Consider the following 24,296-nt stretch of genomic DNA (forward strand, 5'->3'; position numbering starts at 1 on the left):
GCGGCTGATTTCACGACCCGGAAGAAAAAGGCCCCGCATTAGCGGGGCCTTGTGTACATCACGGTCCAATCACATCCTCTGGTTGAACCCTCGATATGGCGATACTGAATCGTGCTCATCGCATTCAGCGATTACCTCCCGCTCAACGCTCTCGAACAGCGCGCCTGGTTCGCCAACTTCAAAGACCTCCATCTGGTCCTCCCTTGAAGCACGCAATCCAGCTCTGTGTTCGGCAAGCATGGCAAGGAATGGGTCCTCGGCTGGGATTGTGTCGTTGTCTTGCGCAGTAAAGTACATATCCAACTCACTCTTTTTGTCCCTGAGTTCTGCTAACTCGGCTTCGTGCGGCCAGACATCCTGGACCTCGGCTCCCATCATCACCTTAAGGTCTCGTTCAGCTTTTGCGATTACACCCTGGCAACGAGCAATGTGCTCGGCAGCGTTAAACCAACTACGCACGGACTTGCCCAGTACCGCTGCATTCTTCGAGGGCGCACACACGTTGATTGGAAGCTTTTCGCCGCCGATGAAACCACGGAGCTGGGTCTCGTACTTCTCCGCCCAACCTCGCTCGAAAGTGAGCTTTACCTCAATCCCGCCAACATGAACACCCAAGGATGCTTCCGTCTCTGACATGCGCATCATTTGCGCTTCAACCATCGGCAATCGAGAAAGAATGGCCTCGCCAATCTCAGTAGCATAGAGCCAGGACGTGTCGCCATCTTGCAGCCCACTTACGCGGCCGGTAACTGTTGCGACCTTCACGGTCGAATGCGGAAGCGCCCTACGGGCTTCATCCCACGTACCCAGCTCGATGTTGGCTCGCGCAATATCCTTCCTAATGGAGTTTTCGAAGTGCATGCGACTTGCCCTTTCTGCTAGCCAACTCTTGTACTTCCTCTCCAGCTTCTTCACCTGATCGTCTACTTCTACTTTCTCCCTGATTTTCGGATTTCCTGTGGTTACTGCGAGGACTTCTGCATAACCAAGGTCCATCACTTCGCTGACTTCGCGCCCCGCAGAAGTGGGATCGGACAATGCCTGATTGATGAAGTCACCCTTGCGCTTGTTCGTTTCCCACATGAAGAGGTCGAACGAATCTTTGGTGGTGTATCGGTAGTTGTAGACCTGATCGAAGTACAGGTTCCCTTGACGCTCGATGCGTCCACGGCGCTGCTCGATACCGGCTGGGTTCCAAGGACAGTCAACATCGTGCATACCGATCAAACGCTCCTGGACGTTTGTTCCAACCCCCATCTTTTCTGTTGACCCCATGAAAATGCGAATCTCACCGGAGCGTACTTTTGCAAACAGCGCTTCCTTTGCGTCGTCAGTTTTCGCATCGTGGGCGAAGCCGATCTCATTAGCGGGAATGCCCGCCTTCACCATCAGTTCTTTCAGTGCCTCGTACGCCACGAACGGCTTACCTTTGCCTGGTGTCCCGAGGTCCATAAATACCAACTGCGTCCCCCTGTGCTCTTGGCTTAGGTCGTAAAGGTAACGTGCGTTCTGTGCTACCGCGCCGAGCTTAAGAGACGCTTCTTCCGGAAGATCGGCCGCGACAAGGCGCAGGTCGAGCGATGCTTTTCTGCCGGCAGTAGAGATTGCCAGCATGTTGTCCTGATCCGGACGTACAAGTCCTTTACGGACCTGGATGGCACGAATCGAAAGATGGGTCATGAATGCTTTTTGCCAGTCCGATTGCTCCACCGACACCACTTCGGTGTTTACCTGTGGCACCGGAAGCTTCAAGTCCTCCTTCGTCCGCACATCGGCGAAGGTTCGGAATAACCTAAGCATTTCTGGAAGGTTTACGAACCGCGCAAATCGCTCATTGACTCTAAAGCCACCACCCTCGGGCAGCGCCTCAAGGTTCGAGACCACGCTCCCGAACCGATTGGCCCATTCATCGAAGTGGAAGATTCCGCTTTCTTCGAGCAAGTCCGGCCTCAAAATTTTGTTGTGGACGTAGAGTTCACACATAGAGTTGGCGACGGCCGTTCCCGTGAATGAGAACAGGCCAAATGACTTACCCCAGTGCTTACGGAAGTACTGAGAGATGCCATATAGGTTGAACGCCCTCGCTGAACCGCCGTTGGTCACCCCCAGCACGTCCATATTGGAGTTCAGTTCAAGGTTCTTGTAGAGATGCGCCTCATCCACGTTCAGGCAGTCAATGCCAAGCATGTCTATCGATAGGTAACGGTCGCGTCGCTCGTCATCGTCCAATTGATCCATGAGGGCATCAACCTTGCTTTCCGCTGTCTTCAATTTCGCTGTCAGCTGCCTTTCTTGACGCTTGTTATCGCAGATATCTATCTGGTCGTTAATGATCCGGACCTGATCTTCAAGTTCTGCCAGAAGTATTTCCGCTGGAGGTCTGATCTGATTCAGCATGCTATGGGTCATCACGATGATGTCCCAGTTGTTGTTCCTCGCTACGGCCAGGAAACGCTTTCGTGCCAAACCGCGCAGATCATCCTTTGTCACCATCAGCACCCTGGCAGATGGGTACATCTGCTTAGCTTCGCGTGCAATCTGCCCGAGCATGTGGTTGGGAACTGCGATGCAGGGTTTGGTAACCAGGCCAACCTGTTTAAGCTTCATCGCGATGGCTACCATCTCGAACGTTTTTCCCGCACCGACGGCATGAGCTGCCATCGCATTGCGCCCCATCAAAGCCATGGCCACCATGTCTTTTTGGTGCGCGCGAGGTTGCCATGTGGCAGCTAGGCCTGGGAACGTCAGCCTTGAACCATCAGGCCTTGGGATGACGTAGACATTGCAGTGGGTGTTATACAGATCGGTGTACTTGACGGCGCGATCTGGGTCGCTGGCAATCCACTCAAAGAACTTATTGGCAATTTCTTCTTGCTTCTCGCGTGAACGAACAGTCGCCTCTTCGTCCGTTACTGTCTTGTTCTTTCCGTCTTTGTAGGTATGCGTTGGCCTGCTGTTGTTGAGCAGCTTCTCCAGCAGCTCTTCGAAGCTCGCTTTTTCATTACCCCACAGAGATTTGCGGTTGGGCTCATGATCCTTTTTGAATGAATTGCTCACATCGACTGTCCAGAGGCCGACTTGTGGCGCGTATCGCACCACAAAGTCGCGCTCCGATAGCGGCTGGCGCAACTGGAACAGATGGCTCGTGAAAAGCCGAATATCGTCAACGGGTATCCACGACGCCCCTAGATTTATGGTGATGTCCTCGAAAGGAATCGGGGCCGGCTGGGAACGCTCTAGAGCTGCAACGTTGAGTTTGTACCTGTCGTCTGTTAGTACAGCTTCCTTTGCTTGAGCCAGCTTCAAGACAACGTTGCCACTCAGATAGACATCGGCTGATTGGTACTCGCGGGTATCAGGGTCCATGAAAATCTTGTACCCAAGAAGGTCTCCCAAAATCCTTTCTTGGTCGATACCACTTACCTCAGCCATGTATTCGAGATCAACCTGGCCACGTTGGTCGATAGAGGCGTAATAGGCATCCTCAGACGTATTGATTTGAGGTGTTGTGTCGCCGTTGATTACACGCTCAATGAAAGCGTCGGCGAGCTTCACTACTTCATCTTTGTCGTCATCCCAGACCTCAAGAGAGCACGCATCTGCACTGCCGGCATCGTCACCATAGACACGCACGTTCGCAGGGTGATTCACCGGGCCGAATTCGTTGACGAAGGCGTCATAGGCCTGCTTTGCTTTTGCTTGTGCTGAGGCCAATTCTGAATCGCTGCCCCTTAGTTGCGCATCAAGCAGTTCCCGAGCCGTGTCTCTGACCTGGATGTAAGACCTTGCCTTGACCTCTTGTTTAGGAGGCAGGGTCAACGGGCGAGCGACAAACTTCTCTCCAATTCGAATGCCATCGTCATCGAATTCATTGACGACATCTATGATTTCGACCAAAACACCATCGTGGATGGCCATGTCGCCGATGAAGCCTTTGAACCCCTTGATAAGCATCCCGCCACCAAAGTCATTCTGCGTCTCCAACTGCGAGCGTGGCATTTCTTCCACAGTCACATCTGCCTTTGGCCACTCTTTCCTTTGAGCGATGCCGGCTGGCAGCGCTGCATCCATCTTCTGGCTAAGTTCGACAGCAATAGAGAATACCTGCTGGCGGCCGCTACCAGGTCGCGTAGAGGCAACGCTTAGCTTCGGACCAAAGGCGCTACCGACAACTTCGAAGTCGCCCAGGACATTCTCTGGATGGTCGATAAAATAGCGGTTTACCGGGAACGAGTGGCTTTGCCCTTCTACCTGAAGTTCGAGGTCGGCGGTTTCTGTGAAGTCGAAATCAGGGGTAGTCCCGTCCGGCCTGCGTTGCAGGAATAGAACATCCGTGATTACGGAGGCTCCCTGTTCGTCAAACACCTCCTGGGGCAGCCTGAACGCTGCTACGAGGTTAGCTCTGTCCATGATCTGTTGCCGAATGCCTGGATGCTTCTTGTCCAGGGTTCCGCTTGAGGTGATCACGGCCATCACTCCGCCAACGCGAAGCTGGTCTAGGCCCCGAACAATGAAGTAGTCATGGATGTGGCTCGCCTCTGGATAACGACGGTCGCTGACCTTGGTTTCGCCAAAAGGAACGTTGCCGATCACTGCGTCGAAGGTGTTATCCAGAACCGCTCGCTCAAATCGCCGATTGAGAATCGTCACGTCTGGGGCTATTACCTTAGCAAGCCTGACCGCAACCTCATCACACTCGACACCCACCAGCCGGGCCTGCGCCTGAACTTCTTTTGGGGCCCCCGCGAAGAAGAAGCCAGCACCGCATCCTGGTTCTAAGAATTTCCCGGACGGACTCACCCCGAGACGCATGAGCGACTTCCAAATCGCGACGCTCAAGGGGGCAGGCGTGTAGTAGCTCTCCAGCCGGTTCTCAATGACGTGCCTGTTGAATGTACCGGATTCGATTCCAAGGAACTTGGCCGTTTCTTGCCCCTTTCGGTTGTCGTACTCCTTCTTCTGATCAGTACGGAACGCCTGCGCCACTCCACCCCAGCCCATGAACTGAGCCAGTGAAAGCCGGTCATATTCTGTAAGGCTTTCGCCCGCTTCAGCCTTGGCCAGGCTCTTGAAGGCGTTGCCGGCTTGCGTCGGTGTGTATCCGTTACCATTGCTATACGCATCGAGAAGCTCTTCAGCAGTAATGCCCCGCCAGTCTCTTTCGATCCCATCTGACTCATCTTCGCCATAAGCATGAATTTCAGATGGGCGCAGTGGCTCGTTTAGCTCGATACCCACTTCCGATAGGGCAGCCTCGTACTTGCGTATGCGCTCAAGCAAACGAGAATCAACCACCTGCCCCTGCGCGGAGAGTTCTCTGCGCATGCCCTCAAGTTCAGACCGCATCCGGGCAATCTGCTTCGCTTCATCCGAGCCGGGATCGACTACTAATTCATCAGGTGCAGGTTCGCTTGAGGACTGGCCGTTAGCTAATGCAGTTTCATCGGAACCAGCAGCTACGTCTTGACCTGGCACCTGGGCAACAGCGTCGTAACCGGTGTACCAAGCGTTTCGCTGTTCTTCACTCAAGTAGTCCGGCGCAACCCTGCCTTGATCATGCAAGAATGCTCTTTGTCCGGCGATATCAGGACGAAGCTGAGCCTTAGCTTTTTCCAGAAGTTCTTCTGGCGCGCCCTGTTGAAAGAGACCAGTGAGCGCGCTGCTTTCTGCTACCGTGAGGCTGTGCTGCTCAATCAACTCTTTATGGCGCTGTTGTGCCGCTGCCATTCCCTCGCGGACGAATACCTCTACCAGTTGAGATGCTAGTTGCTCTAGAGGAGTACGCTGCTTTGCTGTCTCAGCCACAGCAGCTTGCTGGACTGAACCCATGGACTCTTCCAGGGCCATTTCTAGGGCCCCTAGTTTCGATACCGGAAGATCAATGCCATCGTCGACCGAGAGGAGAATCACATCGGCATCACCGGGCACCTTTTGCACCAGTGACAAACCAAGTTTCCCCGAATGCATTTCGAGCACAAACTGGGTGCCATTTATAACTCTATCAAGTCGACCTCCTTCTCGCTTCCAGCCCTCCCCCTCAAAATGGGTAAGTAACTTCTCACGCCGGGCGTGAGTAAGCTTTTCAACGAGGCCAGAGGAGCCAGCAGCTGAAGCCAGCTTTTCGAAGCCGCCGGCTAAAGCGATTTGCTCAACCTCATCATCCCTTGCGCCAAGCTCGAAGAGCGCGGCCCGTTGATTAGCTGTTAGCCGTAGCGCAGCTTCTGGGCCGCCGACCATACCGGCCATGTACTCAACAAAGTCGTCCATGGCAACAGATGCATCCGAAGCGGAAGGGTCTTGCTGATAGTGCGCTAGCGCCGATTCGAATTGACCGGTTCGGAAGAGCGCTTTTGTTATCCCGAAGTATGTCGAGGCTGAGATTTCATTGCGGAGTTGTAGTGACAGGCTGGTAATGAATGCCAACCTATTAGTGTGAAGTTGACGCCCCATAGAATGGGGAGTGAACGGGTCGCGGTTTACCTGGATGACTCCACCGCTGGACACAGATATTGCAACTTCGGCCACACCGAGCCGTAGGCTGCTGAATTTCCATTGCCCCACCGTGGATTTGTCGCTTTCTCGCCACGTATCTAACTCGCCACCCCATTCGTTCGCAATATGCTCAACTAGGGCAACTGCATGATCGATTGTTCTTGATTCTGCCTCTCCACTTAGAACAGAGGCTATTACGCTTCTTTCATCATCAGATAACTCTTCGCGATCTCGTCTCGCAGGGTCTCGCTGGCTGACTGTTTCGCTTGGTTGTACCAGCTCGCTCGGAGTTGCTGATTGGCGTCCACTGGAAGCGGATTCCTCAGCCTCCACTCCTTCTCCAGCTTTCGCGCTTCTTCCGACAACAGCTCCTGCTGCTTTACCAGAAACTGCTTCAACGTGTTCTCTTCCGCCATTTTCTTCAGGCGCTGAGGGTCGATTTCCAGAAGAGTCTCGTGGATCACCCTGGCCCAGTGCCCCATCGGTTCCAACTCGGTCATCATGAGCGCGTCGAGAGGAATTTCCATGTGTGGATGGTTTTGCAGTTCGGCTTGTGCTTTCACGATTGTTTACCTCAATTTTGCGAATCGCCGGCATGATCATTTCAACCGGCAGTTCCACCATTTCTGCAGCCGGGAATGCCTGCAGCAATTTTGCATGATTCATACCCTTCATCGGGCGAATCCAGTAATTTCGCTCTGTAAAGCGAACGTCCCTTCTGAAGCCTAGCGCTTCAAGACGGTCTTTTTCCTGTTGTAAGCCAGCACCGGCCATCACAAGAAGATGGCTATCTGCGCTAGCTCCACGAGCCATCACAAGGCGAAGGCCATAAGCCTTCAGATCGATCCATAACTTTTTCATTTAAATGCCCTTAAAGAGAGAGCGGGTTCCCCCGCTCTCTCTACAGCTAACCGATTCGTTGAGAGTTACATCCGGGGAACTGATGTGTTCCGCCTCTCTCGTGCTGCTTCGGCTTGCTGTAGCAGGTCATCGATATCATCCTCGAAGCGCTCTCCACCGTCGTTTGCCATCTGCTCCATCATGTAGATGTCTTCGGGGTTGTAGTCTTCGAACTGCTCGGCATGGTTTGCAGGTTGGTTCTCATACGATTCATCAGCTGGGTGAGTACGTTCTTGAACGCCCGCCTGCTGCGGTCGTGCGACCTGCTGTTCTGATACCGCACGTGCCGGCGCTTCGGTTCGTGAGGCTGCATTCTGGTCGGTGCTTTGTTTAGCAACGGGCGCGGCTTGCTGAACCTGCGACGGATTGCGCAGTTCTTGCTCCATCGGAGTCAAGCGCGGGTGTAGCGTAAGGCCCCACTTGACGCTTGGTGCCGCATCAACCGCAATCTTCCGACCGGATGTAGTTTCCTTGATATGGAGAATTCCCCCGCGCCAACCGCGCACTTGGGGATGGTTCCCGTCGACAGCCGGCACTTCTTTCTTGATCCAAGTCCACGATTTGGGAGCCCCGAGATAATTTTCAGCAGTACCATTCAGAGCGTCACGCCCCACATTCACACGCATACCGGGAATAGCAACGTATCCGATTTCCTTAAAACCTGGTTGTTCTGTAAGCCCCTTAAGCATTGCGTAGGATGGGCTTTTGCGTAGATGAGCGAGAATCTCATCGTCGGTTGGAAGGCGTGGGGATGGTAACGGCTGGCCATTAGCACGATCCACAGCCCCCAGCCCAAAGAAAATTCCCTTGTCCACCATATTGTCTGCGCCTAGCAGACGTAGGTGAACTGTCGGTTGGATTCCCAGAACACCATTCTTCGCCCACACCCGATTGCCGATAGCGTCTTCGGCCAGCGGTCCACTTTTGAAGTTCCAGGGTTTCAGCAAAGACAGAAGAACGCGGTCAAATTCTTCTGCTGAGGTGATGCGCTGAGTGGCTGCGTCGAGGTCGAGTACATCGACACTCGCGAACGACTGACCGTCCCGCTCATACGGTTTATTCGCCCGCATCAGTGCGTGAATGCAGAGTGAGCCTTCCCCATAGGTGTGAAAATATTCAGCCGTGTAGGCCGCTACTTCAGGGTCTTTCGAGCCGACCCGACTCGTTTTGTCCGCCCTCATAACAGCCTGCTGCTGGGGCAGATGTTGTCCTGAAGACGATTTTTTTGAAGTCACAGTCACCGGCTTTCCGTTATCAAGCCTAATCCCGTGCACCTGGAAGTTATTTGGGTCTTTACGGCCCACCAGGACCTTGGTGACATGTACCAGAAAATAGTTCGCGCGGTCCTGGGTTGCCGCTTCTTTGATCTGCTGCTGGAAATTTGCAAGCAAGTCGTTTGGATTGCTCATACTCACCTCGGTGAAACGTGGACTAGTTTTTAAATGCGCATAGAGAGAGCTTTTCGGGCATCCTGCCCTTGATGTTCGGCTTCGCCGTCATCAACAAACACATCCAATTCTTTAGGTTCGCCTGCAAAAAGAGGCGTCTCATGATCCGTGTCAGCGGTAACGGCGGCTTCGTGCATCTGGCTCGATTGAGCACCATTAAGGCGATCAACCCATCCAAAGAACTCTTCGTTAAAGAGCTTCTGCACTGCATCACGGGCTTGTGTATCTGCCTTCTTCGTCGACAGACCGATAGATATCTTTGGAATCTCGAACGGACCAAGGGGTATGTCGTTGGCGCTCAGGAACGCTTTGGCTTTGTCCAGCGAGAACCCAGCTGGAGCAAAAAGCCCTGGGTCCTCGGCATTACCGCCGAGTCGTTTTATTTCTTCCACAAGCGCAGGAATTGAGTAGGCTCGTTTTTCGTCGAGCAGCTCTTCTGGTGTTGCACCCCTCTCGATGGCTTCTGCAATTACAGCCTCCTTGTCGAGGTCTACCTTCTCGGTAGCCTTGACCATTGTGAGTGGAAGCTTCACCTGCTTGAGATCGAATCCAGCCAGAGTTTCCTTAAGACCTTGAGCAGCCGCATCGCTGATCGACTCCAACTGAGAACTAGCGGCCTTGGCCATCAGGTACTGCTGTTGGTACTGGGCTACCTGCTGCGCGATGTCGTGATCGAGCAGAACGTTTTTTTCTGCGTTTCCCAGCTGCGGAACAACCCCGCGCAGGACCAGGCTGTTCCAACACTCTGCACCACAGTCGAGGATATCTACATGCATCTGCTTGCGAGGCTCAACCATGATGGCCATGACTCGCAGGCCAGGGACATTTGCTCTGGCGATGGTTTGTGCCATCAGGTCCAAGTCTTCATGCGAAATACCTTGCTTTGCCATCTTCTCGGTCAACGACGCTGCGAGTTCTGGCTCAAGGTCCAGCTTCACGAGAAGCAGCCCGCCATCACATTTGATCCCACGGAAACGCGCACCAAGGTCGTAGTGATGGAGTTGCGCTTCGTAGTCAAACGGTACTTCCTCGTCGTACGAGGAAGGAACCTTGTAGTCCGGTAGCCAGCGCTTCCCATTCAACGTCACGATGTCATCGGGATTACCAAGAAGCCAGCCGTACCCCTCTCGGCCATGTGGGCGAGCCATGGCAGCGATAGCTGCCTTGTCTTGCTCAGCGCGGTACTTGTACATGAATGCAAGTCGAGCCAACGGCTCAAGCTCAGTACCTCGCCGCATATGGGAGGTCTGATACTCCGGCAGCCGCTGTAGCAGCTTCTGTTCCACTACTCGCTGGATGTTCGTGAAGCCGGATTCAGTGCGATCAAGAAAGTGCCTGACCACGGGTCCGATCTCAGACCCGCCAAGGCCGTAGAGTCGACGCACGTGCCACTCCGCGCGAGCGCGGTGCCAACGCATCACGCCTTCGATCCAGCGCTGCCTGTCCTCCGGCTTGACAACCGAGGACTGGGGAAGCGAGTCGACCAACCCGTGTAAATGCACCATATAGTGATATTAAACCGTGTAGTCTCTACCCAAAAAAAAAGGCAGGCGAAGGCCTGCCCTATTACCTTATAGCACTACGTCAATGTCTTGCAACCGCCAACCGCCATCAATCATGCTGATGGCGTCCAAGTCGAAAACTGTCGCGCACTGAAAAGACCCAGCCTCAGCCGTTTCCACCTGGTACGCGATGACAGCGAGATGCTTGAATTCAGGCAGCTCGATTACATGATCGAGAATCCACGGATTGCGCGTTGAGTTCTTAGGCCAATCCGGGTCAGCCTCGGGAAGTACGTGGCGGACCCATTCCTTGCTGATCAGGGCGCTTAAATCACGTTTGGCGCGCTTCACGCTCAAGAACCGCGTCTGTGAAATACCGAATTCGGCGTCATCGGTTAGGTCTACCTTCTGCCTCATCCAGTTCCCAATTTCGACATGCACCTCTACGACCACCGCCTCTTTACCTTGCTCACCAGCGAGTTGGAGCAGGTAAGGAACGGCGTTGTTACGATGACCGTAAAGAAACGTCGGGCCTTTCACAGGGAAGCGAATGCTCTTGAAGTAGCTTTCGATGCCCTTCAATTCAAGCTGACTTTCGACCGGGCGATGATCTTCATCTCCCCGGTAGAAGATGACGCTCGACAGATTGACTTTAGACATCACGCTTGCGCCTGTACGTTCGATGATATTTTATGATATATAGCATGAAGGTCTTTGTACACCTTCCACTGGCTGATTATGACGAACAAATCACTTGTTTTGAAACACCTTACGGCGGCAAATGATTACCTTGCCGATCCAGTCCCACTACGCGGGAGCGACATCGACCGCTTTACGAAGCAACACGGGCTTCACCTCTCTGAAACAGGGTTTATCCTCGGTATTAATACTGCCGGGCTCTATACCAAGAAGAACAGCGAAAAGCGGCTTCCAAGCTCGCTTTCCATTCTTCTCCGGATTTTTTCGGCGTTTCCGGCCTACATGCCAAAACTCGCCCCACCCACGGCTGAAGAGTTGGTAGACAAAATCATTTCCATTGACCCGACGTTCAAAAAGAGTCATCTCGGCCCGCTGATGGGATTGGAAACGAACAGCACCTTCAGGCTCTTCAACGATGGTCCGGATAAGGCAAGCCTGACTGTTCGTCACTTGATGTTCATCATCGACGCTATCGTGACGGACTACCCCCACGAGTGGCCTGTCATTCGGGAAATCATTGAAACCGAGGCCGCCAGCAGGCTGGTGACTCCCCCAAGCACCGTTTGGGCACGCGGAGGTTGGACAAAATATATCCGCGCCGAGAGGACTGTTAGTGCGGCCAGCTCTCAGTCCACAGCCAAACCCCTCAAGAGACGAAGTGTGGAGCCCAAGACTGAATGAACTCCCTAGCAGTCGATGTCGGTTCACAGGTATCCACCGCAATCGAAATGCTGACGGATGCATTGTCGAACGCGCGCCGCGTGATCCTTAAACCAGGCGCTGTAGCTCAGGGTGTCTTGTATTCTCCAGAGCTTGGCACCGCGCTTGATGGGTATCCTGCCGAGCACTTGCTTGCCGCGATCTCGGATATCGATTGCCAAGAGTCCGCCGCCAATGGTGAAGTCTGGCGATATCCTGGCGTGTTTGAAGTGTCTCAGGATGTTCTCCAGGCCTTCACAGCCTTGAACAAAGCTAAGGCCACGTTCGAGGCGACCGTAAAAGCCCTTGAGGCTTCCGGGGCTACACCTCACATACTCCGAGGTGCTTATAGAGCTTCTGGCATGCCACGCTTGCACCCTCTGCAAGCTTGGCGACGTATAGTGTTGCTGGATGGTCAGCCCGCCAGCATTGGGTTCACTCTCGCTAAGCGCTCCGAAGGTACTGAACGGCTTACCAGGGACGAAGCGGTTGAGAAACTGCTCGATAAAAAAGCTTTCGATATCGCTGATCAACTGCGCACCCTTGATGCTTCCACGGTGATCAGTTGGCATACGCCAGTAAGCCCGCATATCAGGGCGAACGTCGTATGGGGAGAAGGCGCTGGCGCGCTGAGAAAGATGTGCCATGCTTCCTTGCCTTTCTTGGTCGCCCCAGGTATGTGGCCTACAAAAAGGGTTCGGTTCAACCTTCCTCGTGACCACGAGAGGCGTTCCGATTCCAAGGGTGATCTGTTGTTCTACCTCCCCTTCAGGGAAGGCGCTTACCTTAAGGTGGCGTAAAAAAGGAGGCTTAAAGCCTCCTTTTAGCCTAGCTTAGGACCTGGCGATTTCTTACCAGCCCCCAATTCGTCACCTACTGCACGCAATGAAGATTTCTCGATGCGATGCAGTGTGGCCATCAATCGATCACGAGAAGAGCTAACCAGGTCGGCCAGGTTGTCATTCCTGTTGTCGCGCTTGATCTTGCTAGCGATAGCTTCAGGCCAATGAATCTCTTGGGCGACAACCTCGATTGAGCTACCCAGGCGAACAACAGCAGCCAACTTAGGGCCACGCCGTTCGAACTCAGTGCATGCATCAACCAGGGCTTTCGCTTCAGCTTTTTCTGTCACGCTTTCACCATCAGCAACTTATCAGGGAGATCGGCCTCTACCGCCTGTAGACGGCAAACCACACACGTCCAGTCGGCAGAATCAATAACAGGTATAGACCTGCCCTGGCTCAATAGTTCAACAACATCTGCCGGCAAGTCCGGCAGACTGATCCATTCAACCGGGGCCCCGTCCTGCACAAATTCCAGAATAAGGTCTTTCCGGTGCATCTTCCTCGCCAGATCGGCCCGCCCCGGCTTACAGTCGGTCGGTAGAACCGAATTGACGATGAGACAGAGAGGCTCGCCCTCACGGCCACCCTTGCTCTGCCTTCCTACCAAGTATTCAGTTACTAGCATGCTTGTTACGCCCTAGCTTGACCCAAAAGCTCCATGGCGATCTCTTCGATCACCTCAGACTCCGACACACCATCTCTGCCTGCGGCTTCCAGCCGTTCGTACCTGCGTTTGATTTCTTTGTTCAAATCAGGTACTTGGCTAGCCAGCACTCTCCTTGCCCAGGTAGTGGATGGACCGCGACTGTACAAAATACCTCGCAGAGCCCGCTCAGTGCCTTCCGTGGCGTATGCCCACCGTTTGATCGGCCCCAGGTTGAAGTTCAGCTTGACCTTCTGGATTCTGGTGTCGACCTTGTGGATACAGAATACCTCAGCGCCCTTGTCGGCGTTTGGTTTCGTGATGTCCTGCACACTCTTACACTCGTCCGGTGTCAAGTCAAAGAGTTTCGCTATAAGGCGCGCCTTTTCCGCCGACTGGCTGGCGCCAAAAATAAATGCGCTTGAATATTCCAGCAGCAGAGCCTTGGGAAGGTGTTCGGGGTTCTGGGTTCCCAGCATCAGACCTACACGATATTTCCGGCCCTCCAGGCCCATCGACTCAAGCGTCGAGAACGCGCCTGCTACCGTTCCTATCCGATGAAGCTCGTCACCCCAGAAGACCTTCATGATGAGGTCCTGCTGCTCCAGGTACTTGTCATGCCAGCGCAGCATCCAGTCCTTCAGCCCCAGCTCATCGTACCGATGTGATATCTCATCACCAGTTTCTCGCTTGGAAATGAACAGGTCTTCAGTGAGCAGCCTGAAGGCCGTCATGAAGAACACGGAACGCCTCCAAGACGCGCCTGGGCCATCGCCCCGCTGAAAGACGGTGCTCATGTCGAACACGCAAACGCGCGACTCGCTGATATCGCGGTTTGTGCGTCCTGAGAAACAAGGGAAGAGGTCCGTAGCATTCTTCAGGCTATTGCACAAAGCATCTACAAGGGGAATACCGTCGACTTTGGGTGCACTTTTGTATTGATCTGCCAGATTGGAACATGCAACGGTGACATCGAACAGCAGCGGGACTGCATGCCGCTGCGCCACCTTCGCAGCGAAGATTGCCTGGTCATCTTTTTCTCTGACACCAAATTCGAACAGAGCTTCAACAATGTCCCACCAGTAAGCGTGATCGGCAACCTCAATTCCAGCCCTTTCAATCACCTCCAGCACGACCCTTTCCGACACCGCACGCTGAAAGACGTTTGGCTCAGAACCAGCCACGCGGGGGTCCTTACGCTGGTATGCCTTCCTGAGAGCATTTCTGAAGATCGACTGAATAGTCGAGACACCATCCATGGAGCTAACGACATCATCAGCCAGAGTCATCAGCCAATTTAGGAGGAATGTCTCGTGATCTGCCAGCGGGTACATGCAACCCAGTGGGGTATCCAGCATGTTTTTAACGAGGCTGCCATCATTCACGAAAAACTCGAAAATGGCTTCGTGCTTACGGTTTGCGGGAAGAGAATGTCGAACGATATCAATCACACCGCTTGACGATGCGCCGAAATCCATACCCCGGATATAAGGCATGGTGTCGGCAGTGGGATGATTCGCAAAAAAATTAATGTGCTCCGACAGGCAGTTAGACTTACCGAAACCCATCCCCCCGAGGAAGAAAGTGATCATCGTGTTCTGCCGGCTGCTCATAGGCTGATGGGGCATCAACGATCCGTCACCGGTGCGAAACCAGATACCAGTTTCAGCTGGCCAAAGTTTGGCTGGCCGCATGATGGGCAATTGCGTCACAACATCAGAGTCTATTTGTGGAGCCAATGGGCATGCGGGCGGGATCATGTAGCCTGGTGTTGCGCTCATTAGTGCCTCAACAGCGCATCCGTGGGTTGTGGTCAACTGCTGACCACCCCACTGCTGGAGAAGCGTCTCTAGATCGCGGGAGCGCTCATCAATTTGGCTAACTCGATAGCTTGGCGCGCCTACCTCGTTATAGACGACATCTGTTCGAGCCCAAGTAGCAACCGAAATGCCATACGCGAATAGTGCTCCCCCCGACTCCTTGTACTTTTGCATCGCCTTATTTGCAGTGGTGATTTGGCGATTACTGGCTGACATCCAGTTAAAAGTACCGGCGAAGACACGATTCCAGTAATTTGCTTGATCAGAGTTGGCACCTAGGCAATAAACCATCCTCACTGGTATGCGGTGCCTGTATACCCCACGAAGAAGGAACTCGATTGGTTCAGGATCAACCGCTAATTCACTTGCAAATATCGGAGCGTAAGTGCGATCCCCAACAACAACATATTTACCAAGATCAACAACATCTTCCGGCATCAACTGCTTAGACAGTTTGGGAGGCAGCATGAAAGTGAGATCACTTTTCGGCCCTCCTGTATCGGTCCTCATGACACTTACAGGCACTTCCTCCGTTGTCCGGAATGCGCAGTCGCGTAGCGTCAACCTTGCTTTCCAGCCTTTGCTTGTCGTCGACGGCATTAAACTATGGCGAACTTCCCATAGCGCCTCGTAAACGCTAAGCCTCCGATAGGAGTAACCATAACCAGCCGTGCTGAGAAAATTGGTTATCTTAGAAACATGTTGCTCGTGAACAACCCCCAAAGCTGGTATGCCTACGTTCGCGAGCATAGCCCCACGCCCTTTCATAGAGCCACGAATCCTATTCATGGTCTCAGTGCGGGCCGCCTTATGCTCGGCCGAGGGCAATGAATCGATATGGCTCACTACCAACAGATACTGTTTCTCCGATGCACAGCGTTGACCGTATACTTGTGCTTCTTCATCTACGATATCGTCAACATCCATGCCGCGTCGGCGAGCGGCTTTACGCATTGGCTCACGAGCCTTATGCATGCTTTCTTCCATGCCTTCCGGGTCGTACTCGTATGACCAGAAGAGGTCGAACCCCTTGTTCGTCCGGTCATTTGCATTAGTTTGCATGAACCGCATCCACTGCTCGCGCAATTCTACGAACTGGTCAGGGATGTACTGACCCATATAGCCTTCAATTTCGATGATGCTGAGCAGCGATCCATTAAAGAGAGCTAACGAGTGATTGCTGTGTGCGCATGCGAGCGTCAAGTATTGACTGTGGTCAGATTTAGACCACCCCCGGATACCACGAACAAGATCGTCAATTCCGTCCAGAACCCTATCTGGGAACGTGTAGCGCATTAGGACAACCTCATAGAACGGTGATTTTGTGCATGGAGGAGGCGTTGGAAGTCTTCGTGTAAACTTTCAAGACTTTCAGCTTCAAAGCATCCATCAGGAAGGGTTGTTTCCGAGAAAGTACGTGTCACAAGCCCTCCTACTTCTTGAGCGAATAAGGACGGCTCGCATTCAAGTGGTTTGGCCATACCAGGGAACTGGTATGAATCAGCGTGATGTAGGATTACCTCATGCCTCGCACGGGTCAGCCCAACGTAGGCAAGTCGACGCTCTTCTTCTAGGTGATGGTAACCAGCGTCCTCGTCCATCAGCTCTTCACGTGAATCTAAAGGCAATAAGCCGTTGCTGAATCCCGCGATGTGCACAACGTCCCACTCAAGTCCCTTTGCCCGATGGATCGTGCTCAGCGTTACCAGACCGCCCTCTACCTGCTCCTGACGGCGATCTCTGAGAGCCACCTCACCGAGTACGTCGCGCCAGGTTAGCTTGGGCTCGGATTTAATTCTCTCGGCCAACTCTGCATCGATATCGTCCCCCAGCGCCTTTAAATGGCCGGCACGCTTCTCGCGCAGTTGGTCGTCTTTCTCTCGCTCCAGGATCGCCATTGGCCCGTTAATCGCCCATTGAACAAACTCGTGAGCACTGGAGGCGAATGCTGCCTCAACCTTGAGGTCTTCATAGAAATCTTTCAGTGACAGCAGCGCTCTAGCCTGGATACCTTCGATGCTCTCTGGCAATGCAGCCAGACTTGAAGAAGGGCTATCCTCAATCCACTGACACACCTCATAACTACTTGAGTTACCAAAGGCATCAACAAATGGCGTGATCGCTTTAAGTGCAAAAGTGTCTCGTGGATTGGAGGCCAGCCTAATCGCGGCTGTAACAGCTACGACCTCCGTTCGCTCGAACAGGCTCATGCCCCCGACTACCTGGTAGGGCACACCGTAACGCCTGAGCCCCTGCTCAACCAGCATGGCCATGCGATTGGTTCGGTACAGTACTGCGAATGACTCCGGTGCTTTTCCTGCGTCTATTCCTGCACGAATCTGATGAGCGATAGCGTCAGCCATAGCGCGCCCATCCTGAGCCCACTCCATGGTGGGGGTTTTCCCTACCATGCTCTTGGAAAACGGCCTCTTATCCAGCCGATTGGTATTGTGCGAAATTAAATCAGCCGCTCCATTTACAATCGCTTGGGTAGAGCGATAGTTCTGCTCTAGGCGAATCTGGTCAGCGCTAAAATTATGCACGAATCTATGAAGATTGCTGACATCCGCACCTCGCCACGCATAGATTGATTGATCATCGTCACCCACATAAGTTACGCCACAGTGACCCAGGGCGAGCCTTTTAATCAGTTCGTATTGGATGCGATTCGTATCTTGAGCTTCATCAACGACAATGTGACCAATTCCTGATCTAATCGTTGTCCTGTAGCTCTCGTCGCGCGCTACACGAAGTAGTGGCAAATAGAGTAGGTCGTCAAAATCCAATGCAGACGCAGCTGCCTTTTCGTCCTCATACCCGCGTAGCGTGCCCCACGCGATTGCAATTTCGTCGGAGCTGAGGTTGTGAGCCTTGGCTATACGGCTGCATAATTCAGACCTATTCTCTGGATTGTTTACGTTGAACCCAGCTTGTTTTGCTAGGCTCCAGGTGTTGAGCCAAGCACTTGGGGACAGGCGCTTTCTATCCTCGCTGGAGATATCTTTTGGTAGGCCGGCATCTCGTGCCTTCTGTCGAATGCTCCTTTTAACATCAGCTTCATTCAGAAGGGTAAAGCCTTCACTCAGTCCATAACCGGCATAATCATCTTTAAGCAGGCGCAATCCATAGCTATGGTAGGTATCCACCTGAATATTCATGCTTTCGGAGCCAAGCCGCTTAATTCTCGCTTTCATTTCCTGAGCAGCTTTATTTGAGAATGTAAGCATCAGGACAGATTGCCCCTGAAGTTTTGGTGCCAGTTTGGCTGCCCGCAATGCTATGACGGTGGTCTTACCAGACCCAGCCCCAGCCATAACAAGGCAGGAGCGCTCATGAGGATGATCGATTGCAGCTTGTTGCTGCGGGTTAAGCTCCACGGCGTGCACCTTCCAGTTCGCGCAAAGCTAGTTGATTCATACGCCGGAGATTGTTGTGATCTCCGCCGCAAAGAAGCGACTGCATTACCATGAAGGCATGCGCGCTATTTGGCGTATAAGGTTCCAGTCCTTGAAGAGAAGATGGATACATCAGCCCCATCTCTCTCGCAATTTGGGGAACTATCTGGATTACAGATTTAGGGCAAACGACGGTTATCCGGCCATAGCCATAATTGATAATTTCCATTCCGGTACTGTGAAGTTTTTCTGCAATGCGGAGGCAATGCATGCGATCTAGCGCTTGTAGCCATGCAGTAGTGAGGTTTTTGGATGTCTTGCCATCTGGGCTGGGCTTCCTCGTGAGGCCGACCCAAAGGTTTTCAGCTACTAGGCTGTAACTGTAGGAAACTGCGCATGGTTTACTTTTGAAAACATCTAGGCCAGACCTAGCCCAGCCACCTGCAATTGCAACTTGAAGTATTTCAATATCGCCTGCTTGAGAGAGAACATCTAGTTCCGGCAGTGAGCACCACTCCCTCATATTACGCGCGTCGTAAATTGCACCATCAGCAGTCGAACTGGTGACATTTTGCGCACCTGCGCCGTAGTTCATAAGCTTGCCTACTACTTCCTCAAGCCCATGAATTCGTATACGTGCAAACAGAGGTAATTTGCTCTCGGTTGCCCACTTCACAACCGCCGCAACATCCCGCCCCATGTTGGGTAGCGCATGAGGAGAAACACCTTTCAAACTTTCACTGGTCGGAAGAGGCTCAAGCAGTAGCTTTGAAGACCAGTCGTACCTTGGCAGCCAGAATGAGAATATTTTTGCTTGTTCGTACCGGCGCTCACGTTCGCAACTTGTGTAGTTTTGACAAGCTCGTTCTGCGATCTGATAGATGGTAGACCCTTCAGCAGGCTCCTGAACTCCATACAGTTGCCCTACTGCCTGGGCTATCCCATTACTAGGATATTGTGTCAGCCCAAGTTGCAACCTCGCCATTTCAGCAGCACACCCCAACATTTCAGCGAGCATAGATGCCTGCTGATCTAGTGACCATTCACCTATCCCAAGTTCTTGGATCATCTGCGAGATGCGTGTTCTGAAGTAACCTTCGTGAGCAATCTTAGGGTTTTTGTGTAAGCCGGCACGCATCAGGTCACCGAGATCTGCATTGGTGATCCAGAGTGTCTGTGATGGAAGATCGCTAGCCGATACAAATTGGAACGGCTCTTTTCTGAACTCACAGGCCCAGTTACCTTCCTTGTCAAAAGGATGCCCCTTGATATACAAGGCAACACCAATTTTTGGCGCGAGCGAACTCATAGAAGTCCCTCCAAGATGGACTCGAAGCGCTTATGCAATGCTTGGGTCGAAGCTTGATACCAATAGAGGCCCTGTTGCTCCCAATAGTCTAAATTCGGCCACCAGCGAAGTGCACCGATGAGTTCACTCCGATCTCGATAGTATTCGCTCGGGAGTAGAGCTAAGCTCCGGGCGAAGTCACTGTCTTTGCCACGGTAGATCGGTGTGTTGCTGCCCACTTCCTCATTCAGAGCGGAAATAGCTGCATCTAAGCTTCGCACTACGGCTTCGATAGCTGATGAGCGACCCACTCTACAATTGGCCTTTACAGCCACAGAATATGAAGCGAGTACGTTTAAGTCCCGCTGAATGATCCATGGGCAATAAATGAGCATTCCAGGTGCTTGAAGTTCCTGTCCCTTTTTCTTTTTTGAAATCACAGACCAGTTCAGAGCCAATGGAGCAACGCACATTGGACACAAGCATTTCGCGTCAGGGCTTGGAACCAATCCTGGATGTCGAAGCCCGGCAGGGATCATCCAGCCATGAGGAATTTGTTTTGATGGTCTACTAGCAAAGCCGCAGTTAGAGCAGGTGAAGTTATGGCGCTTGAGAACCTGTAGGCCGATAGGCCGTAAAGTATCATTCTTCAACCATTGGCCAAGAATTACCCTCTCCGCAATTTGCGGTTGACCAACTGTGCCTACAAGATCAAGCGCCATATCAGATCGGCCTTAGTAGTTAATACCCAGATCGTTGAAGACACCCTCTGCATCGCCCTGACCGTCAGAAAGGGAGCCAGCAAAAGCGAGAACAAGCAGAGGCACAATAGTTGCTGCAGCGCCGCCAAGAACTGCACCAAACTGCCATTTAGCTGGCTCGTTGCGCTTATTCGCCATGATCCAGCTAATAATTGCCACACCAGCGGTAACAATGCCAATACCTGCAATGATGATAAGGCCTAACTTTACGCCGGCAGATACCTCAAGGGTAATGCCTCCAGTTAGATCGCTAGCTTTGAGAGCCCAGGCAGGCTGAGAAACAAAGGCAATAGCCATGAATATGAAGGTGCGCTTGACACGTTGGAGCAAACGGTCGGTTGCCTTATAAAGAATTTCGATCAGGTCTTTCATAGTTTCACCCATAGGTTGTGGTTTTGGACCTATTAGCTTGGAAGCCACATTAGCCCGGTTGAGTTATCAATCGCTTTTGCAATGTGCAAGCAGGCAATCATGGCCGTGCCAGCAGCGATGCGTGAAATAATGCTACCGATTAAATCGGATCGTGCGTCAGGTGTAAGGTAACCGAGCTTTGTGATCATGAAGTAACCACGCCCAAGTACCACGTACCCTGCAAGTACAATAAATCCAATCACAGCCATTAGAGCTGTTTGACCTAAGTCGTCAGAACCGCTGGATGCTGAGTAACTTTCGATTCCCAGCGGGTCAGCGTATGACCAGAGTGAGTCACCCATAACGCTGGCCCAAAAAGCCATGTCTATAAGTAAAGACCCACCAATCATCTTCGCAAAAATGGCTTTTGCACCACCTTGGCTTGCTTGATTCCTGTCTCCAATTTTAATCAAGTCAAACACTGCACTAGCTGAGATCAGAATGCCGGCAGCCGCGAAACAAACGAAGATGAACGTTAGAAGCGCGGGGTACTCGGCGGATAGGTTGACAAATACATCGCTCATTCCAACGCCGATGTTACCTAGCACATCTCCCATACCGCCGCTATTTGACCCATTGGCCGCCATAAATCGTTACCTTCTGATGAGGCCCTGAGTTGTACAAACAGTTCTGTTAAATCTGTCGAAGCTTTTTACCGCGCCATATCCAGGAACTTCAACGCCCTGTTTAACCAAGAGCCCTTCACCATCCTGAACACGAACAACATATGCCGAGGAGTTATTGATCCCTTTGACGCGCCAGTTGCTCGATACAAGTCGGCCATCACATTGCTGGAGACTATGCGCTTGAGAGCCTTCAGATATTGGCGCAACGACAGATGCAACCTGCTGCGGGGCTGGAAGCACGACAGGTTTTGCGACTTCAACGGGTGCAACTGGCCTTGCCTGTGGTGCATGCGCTACAGGCTGAGCTGCAACAGGGTTTGCATTTGGTGAAGTCACGACGGCCTGACTTTTTGCCGCAACTGGCTTTGCCGCTACAGGTGTCCGATCTGCTGCTCGTTCGTTGATTTCCTTCTTCAACGCCGCAACATCCAATTCTTGTTTTTTGGAGATGCCCTCAACAGTCTTAACCAAATTTTCAACGAGCTTTCGTTGCTCGCTTTGCTGAGCAATACTTCCGTCGATGGCCTTGCCTAGCTTGGATACTTCGCCACGCAGATCGGCCATAACAGTTTTCAGATCAGCAACCTCCTTGCGTGAAGTCTCAACAGTTGCCGCCAGTGAATCTACTCGACTGTTTTGGACGGTCTGGCTGATAACATTCGGATCAATCTTGATAGCACCTGGTGGCAAATCCATTGCACCTGCATGCTCCAATGCTTTGTCATAGAGAGCGTCTTCCTCAGTAGGTGCAATAGGGGAGGATGTAGGTGCTGACGCAGACATAGAAACAACTCCGCCGTCGCTGCGCAGCACACGAAGCCCGCTTTCTTCTCGCGCCGAGATCGAATCACTATGAGAACCAAAGGAATCCCCTTGCGTCTCCAAGAATTCTTCCCGTTGCAGTTCTCCATCGTTCCCGCCCTTGGAGATTTCTTCTACTGCCAAGGGCTGCGGAGCGACAGTGTTCGTCATAGGCTGAGATTGGCCGCCGCCTAGAGCTGCAACAAGATCAGCGCTTTCTTTATTCAGGTCCTGGCTTGGGCGTATCTGTTGTCCTGGATTATGACTTTGTACCGGAGCAGGGGCTTGGATGGTCTCGTCTGGGAATTTGTGTTGCGCCGGACTTGAGGGCGCGACGATGGTAGCCCAAGCCCAATAGCCAAGGGCACTGAGGAGGCCGACCATCACTGTTCCAACCACAGCGATCAGAATGTTTGAACTACCTCCCTTGGCAACGTCGACTGCCTTGCCTTCATTAGCCCCCTGTTGCTCCAGCTGGCTATCGAAGTCATGTGGCAAGTCCAGTCTTTCTGGCATAGGCATTTCTGACACATGCTGGCTCATTACCTGTTCTGACTCAGCTTCGATACGGGATAAGTCGAAGTCATCTCTCAACTCATCGTTATTCAGATCGAAGTCAAACCGCTGACCACTCTCTTCGGGGCTATGCTCATTCTGTTGCTCTGCGTGGCTGCTGCTCATAAATCCTCCAGATAGCGCGTCTTAACGACACACATCGTCCAAAAAGAAGACGCCGACTTCATCGCCAACCTTTAGGGACACCGTTATGGGCCTATCTAGGCGATCCTGAAAAGCAGACCCAAGATCATTTCCAAGTGAACCGAGGGCCATTTTTATTTCACGCGAAGAATCCTGTTGCGTGGATTGGATTGCGTTACCGTCGCTTATAACAACCTGCTGATTTGCATTTTTTTCCGCTGCGCTACCCACAGCCTTTAAGACAGTGCCAAAGCCCCACCAACCATAGCGGTACATAATGTGGCGATCCACGTCACCCTCAACCGCATTAAGCGAAGTTCCCACATCCAATCCAATTGCACTTACGTTGGTGTAAGTCTTCCAGGGAGTGACCAACTTGTTTAATTCAAGGCGAATCCATTCTTCCTTTCGTTCGAAAGAACCTATAAGCCGAAAATTTCGTGCTGAACCATTTCGAATAGTAAGCGAGGCGCTACCGCCGACATCGCTATTCAGGGCAAGATCGGCCGTAGCCATATACATGTCCCCTGCCCTAGCTAGGAAAGTGCATTGTGTTTGCTGCGAAACATTTTGCTGAGCAGCGGATTGCATTGCATTAGGTTGCTGTGCGTCACGACTTGTTGTTCCCCGTGAACTTCCAGCATAGCTCCAGGAAACCGCTAGAGCTTTCGGAACACGGCCTTCGTCCTCGATCAAGCCCTTGATTAGATCATCCAGTTGCTTGTTGGCCTCACGATCAGCATTTCTAGCTTGAGCGTTTTGCTGTGCTGTAGTTCTTGCCGGCTCTTCAACTTGGCCAGCCTCCGAAACTTTCTTCGGTGTTTTCAGTTGCACTTCCGGTTCGAACGGATTCTCCTCGCCCATAGTCACAATAGGATGTGCGTTTGGGTCTGTTTTCTGAATTTCAGGGAGTGTCTCCGTATTGAACCTTTCAGCCTCTCGCCGTTGAAACTCGGTCGTTTCGTTGCTAGCCCTGGTTGACACTTTCGAGCCCTGCCCAACCGTACCAACTGATGCGGGCTTCACATCGCTCTGGGAAACCGAGAGGAATCCCCATGCGATGCCACCGATTAGTAAAAATGCTGATCCACCAATAGCAACCAGCCGCCACTTATTCTCTTTGTTGAAGATTCCTTTAATCGCTTTTCCACCCCGAACGGGGGCAATAGTTGCGTATTCCGCTCCAACGCGCTCGGATTGATCTTCACGGCTAGCGGAAAGACCAAAAGCCTCATCGGCAATCTTATCTTCGTCTGGCGTAGCCATG

General features: G+C 52.5%; 14 protein-coding genes. 2 read left to right on the forward strand and 12 right to left on the reverse strand.

Annotated elements, in window-relative coordinates; all coding sequences use genetic code 11:
* Positions 1–69: 69 nt before the first annotated feature.
* The 4 genes from BLS08_RS12235 to BLS08_RS12250 form a co-directional block, all read right to left on the reverse strand.
* Positions 70–7,353: an N-6 DNA methylase gene (locus tag BLS08_RS12235; RefSeq protein ID WP_090336778.1), complete on the reverse strand. Its 7,284-nt coding sequence runs from the start codon at positions 7,351–7,353 to the stop codon at positions 70–72.
* A gap of 65 nt (positions 7,354–7,418) precedes the next feature.
* Positions 7,419–8,801: a hypothetical protein gene (locus tag BLS08_RS12240; protein ID WP_017362173.1), complete on the reverse strand. Its 1,383-nt coding sequence runs from the start codon at positions 8,799–8,801 to the stop codon at positions 7,419–7,421.
* A gap of 29 nt (positions 8,802–8,830) precedes the next feature.
* Positions 8,831–10,225, reverse strand: coding sequence for a YqaJ viral recombinase family protein (locus BLS08_RS12245; protein WP_167375880.1), 1,395 nt, complete (start codon positions 10,223–10,225; stop codon positions 8,831–8,833).
* Positions 10,226–10,411: 186 nt separating this feature from the next.
* A complete protein-coding gene (locus BLS08_RS12250; RefSeq protein WP_017362175.1) occupies positions 10,412–11,002 on the reverse strand; it encodes a hypothetical protein in 591 nt (196 codons plus the stop codon).
* A gap of 54 nt (positions 11,003–11,056) precedes the next feature.
* Here BLS08_RS12250 and BLS08_RS12255 point away from each other — a divergent pair, with 54 nt between their 5' ends.
* Positions 11,057–11,722 (forward strand): hypothetical protein, encoded by a 666-nt coding sequence (locus tag BLS08_RS12255; RefSeq protein ID WP_017362176.1) that lies wholly within the window; start codon positions 11,057–11,059, stop codon positions 11,720–11,722.
* Positions 11,719–12,540, forward strand: a complete 822-nt coding sequence (locus BLS08_RS12260) for a DNA replication terminus site-binding protein (RefSeq protein ID WP_017362177.1) — start codon at positions 11,719–11,721, stop codon at positions 12,538–12,540. The genes BLS08_RS12255 and BLS08_RS12260 overlap by 4 nt, the downstream gene beginning before the upstream one ends.
* Positions 12,541–12,563: 23 nt before the next feature.
* Here BLS08_RS12260 and BLS08_RS26045 read toward each other — a convergent pair whose 3' ends face one another.
* From BLS08_RS26045 to BLS08_RS12295, 8 genes are all read right to left on the reverse strand, one after another.
* Positions 12,564–12,872: a hypothetical protein gene (locus BLS08_RS26045; protein ID WP_069901440.1), complete on the reverse strand. Its 309-nt coding sequence runs from the start codon at positions 12,870–12,872 to the stop codon at positions 12,564–12,566.
* Between the two features lie 343 nt (positions 12,873–13,215).
* Positions 13,216–16,344, reverse strand: a complete 3,129-nt coding sequence (locus BLS08_RS12270; protein WP_017362179.1) for a hypothetical protein — start codon at positions 16,342–16,344, stop codon at positions 13,216–13,218.
* A complete protein-coding gene (locus BLS08_RS12275) occupies positions 16,344–18,425 on the reverse strand; it encodes an ATP-dependent helicase (protein WP_167375881.1) in 2,082 nt (693 codons plus the stop codon). The genes BLS08_RS12270 and BLS08_RS12275 overlap by 1 nt, the downstream gene beginning before the upstream one ends.
* Complete coding sequence (locus BLS08_RS26050; RefSeq protein WP_139204214.1) at positions 18,415–19,752, reverse strand: hypothetical protein; 1,338 nt, start codon at positions 19,750–19,752, stop codon at positions 18,415–18,417. Before BLS08_RS26050 ends, BLS08_RS12275 begins: the two co-directional genes overlap by 11 nt.
* Before the next feature lie 713 nt (positions 19,753–20,465).
* Positions 20,466–20,864 carry a hypothetical protein gene (locus BLS08_RS12280; protein ID WP_139134737.1) on the reverse strand — a complete coding sequence of 133 codons (399 nt, stop codon included), beginning with the start codon at positions 20,862–20,864 and terminating at the stop codon, positions 20,466–20,468.
* Positions 20,865–20,896: 32 nt separating this feature from the next.
* Positions 20,897–21,490 (reverse strand): hypothetical protein, encoded by a 594-nt coding sequence (locus tag BLS08_RS12285; RefSeq protein ID WP_017362182.1) that lies wholly within the window; start codon positions 21,488–21,490, stop codon positions 20,897–20,899.
* Between the two features lie 6 nt (positions 21,491–21,496).
* Positions 21,497–23,011 (reverse strand): hypothetical protein, encoded by a 1,515-nt coding sequence (locus tag BLS08_RS12290; RefSeq protein ID WP_090336781.1) that lies wholly within the window; start codon positions 23,009–23,011, stop codon positions 21,497–21,499.
* 21 nt (positions 23,012–23,032) lie between these two features.
* Positions 23,033–24,295 carry a DotG/IcmE/VirB10 family type IV secretion system protein gene (locus BLS08_RS12295; RefSeq protein WP_017362184.1) on the reverse strand — a complete coding sequence of 421 codons (1,263 nt, stop codon included), beginning with the start codon at positions 24,293–24,295 and terminating at the stop codon, positions 23,033–23,035.
* Position 24,296 lies beyond the last annotated feature (1 nt).

This window comes from Ectopseudomonas chengduensis, from assembly GCF_900102635.1.
Lineage (GTDB): Bacteria > Pseudomonadota > Gammaproteobacteria > Pseudomonadales > Pseudomonadaceae > Aquipseudomonas > Aquipseudomonas chengduensis.

What these genes read in the sequence shown, in the direction of transcription:
- BLS08_RS12235 (WP_090336778.1), bottom strand. Translation starts at nt 7,353, where the DNA reads ATGAAAAAGTTATGGATCGATCTGAAGGCTTATGGCCTTCGCCTTGTG.
- BLS08_RS12240 (WP_017362173.1), bottom strand. Translation starts at nt 8,801, where the DNA reads ATGAGCAATCCAAACGACTTGCTTGCAAATTTCCAGCAGCAGATCAAA.
- BLS08_RS12250 (WP_017362175.1), bottom strand. Translation starts at nt 11,002, where the DNA reads ATGTCTAAAGTCAATCTGTCGAGCGTCATCTTCTACCGGGGAGATGAA.
- BLS08_RS12260 (WP_017362177.1), top strand. Translation starts at nt 11,719, where the DNA reads ATGAACTCCCTAGCAGTCGATGTCGGTTCACAGGTATCCACCGCAATC.
- BLS08_RS12270 (WP_017362179.1), bottom strand. Translation starts at nt 16,344, where the DNA reads ATGCGCTACACGTTCCCAGATAGGGTTCTGGACGGAATTGACGATCTT.
- BLS08_RS26050 (WP_139204214.1), bottom strand. Translation starts at nt 19,752, where the DNA reads ATGAGTTCGCTCGCGCCAAAAATTGGTGTTGCCTTGTATATCAAGGGG.
- BLS08_RS12280 (WP_139134737.1), bottom strand. Translation starts at nt 20,864, where the DNA reads ATGAAAGACCTGATCGAAATTCTTTATAAGGCAACCGACCGTTTGCTC.
- BLS08_RS12285 (WP_017362182.1), bottom strand. Translation starts at nt 21,490, where the DNA reads ATGGCGGCCAATGGGTCAAATAGCGGCGGTATGGGAGATGTGCTAGGT.
- BLS08_RS12290 (WP_090336781.1), bottom strand. Translation starts at nt 23,011, where the DNA reads ATGAGCAGCAGCCACGCAGAGCAACAGAATGAGCATAGCCCCGAAGAG.
- BLS08_RS12295 (WP_017362184.1), bottom strand. Translation starts at nt 24,295, where the DNA reads ATGGCTACGCCAGACGAAGATAAGATTGCCGATGAGGCTTTTGGTCTT.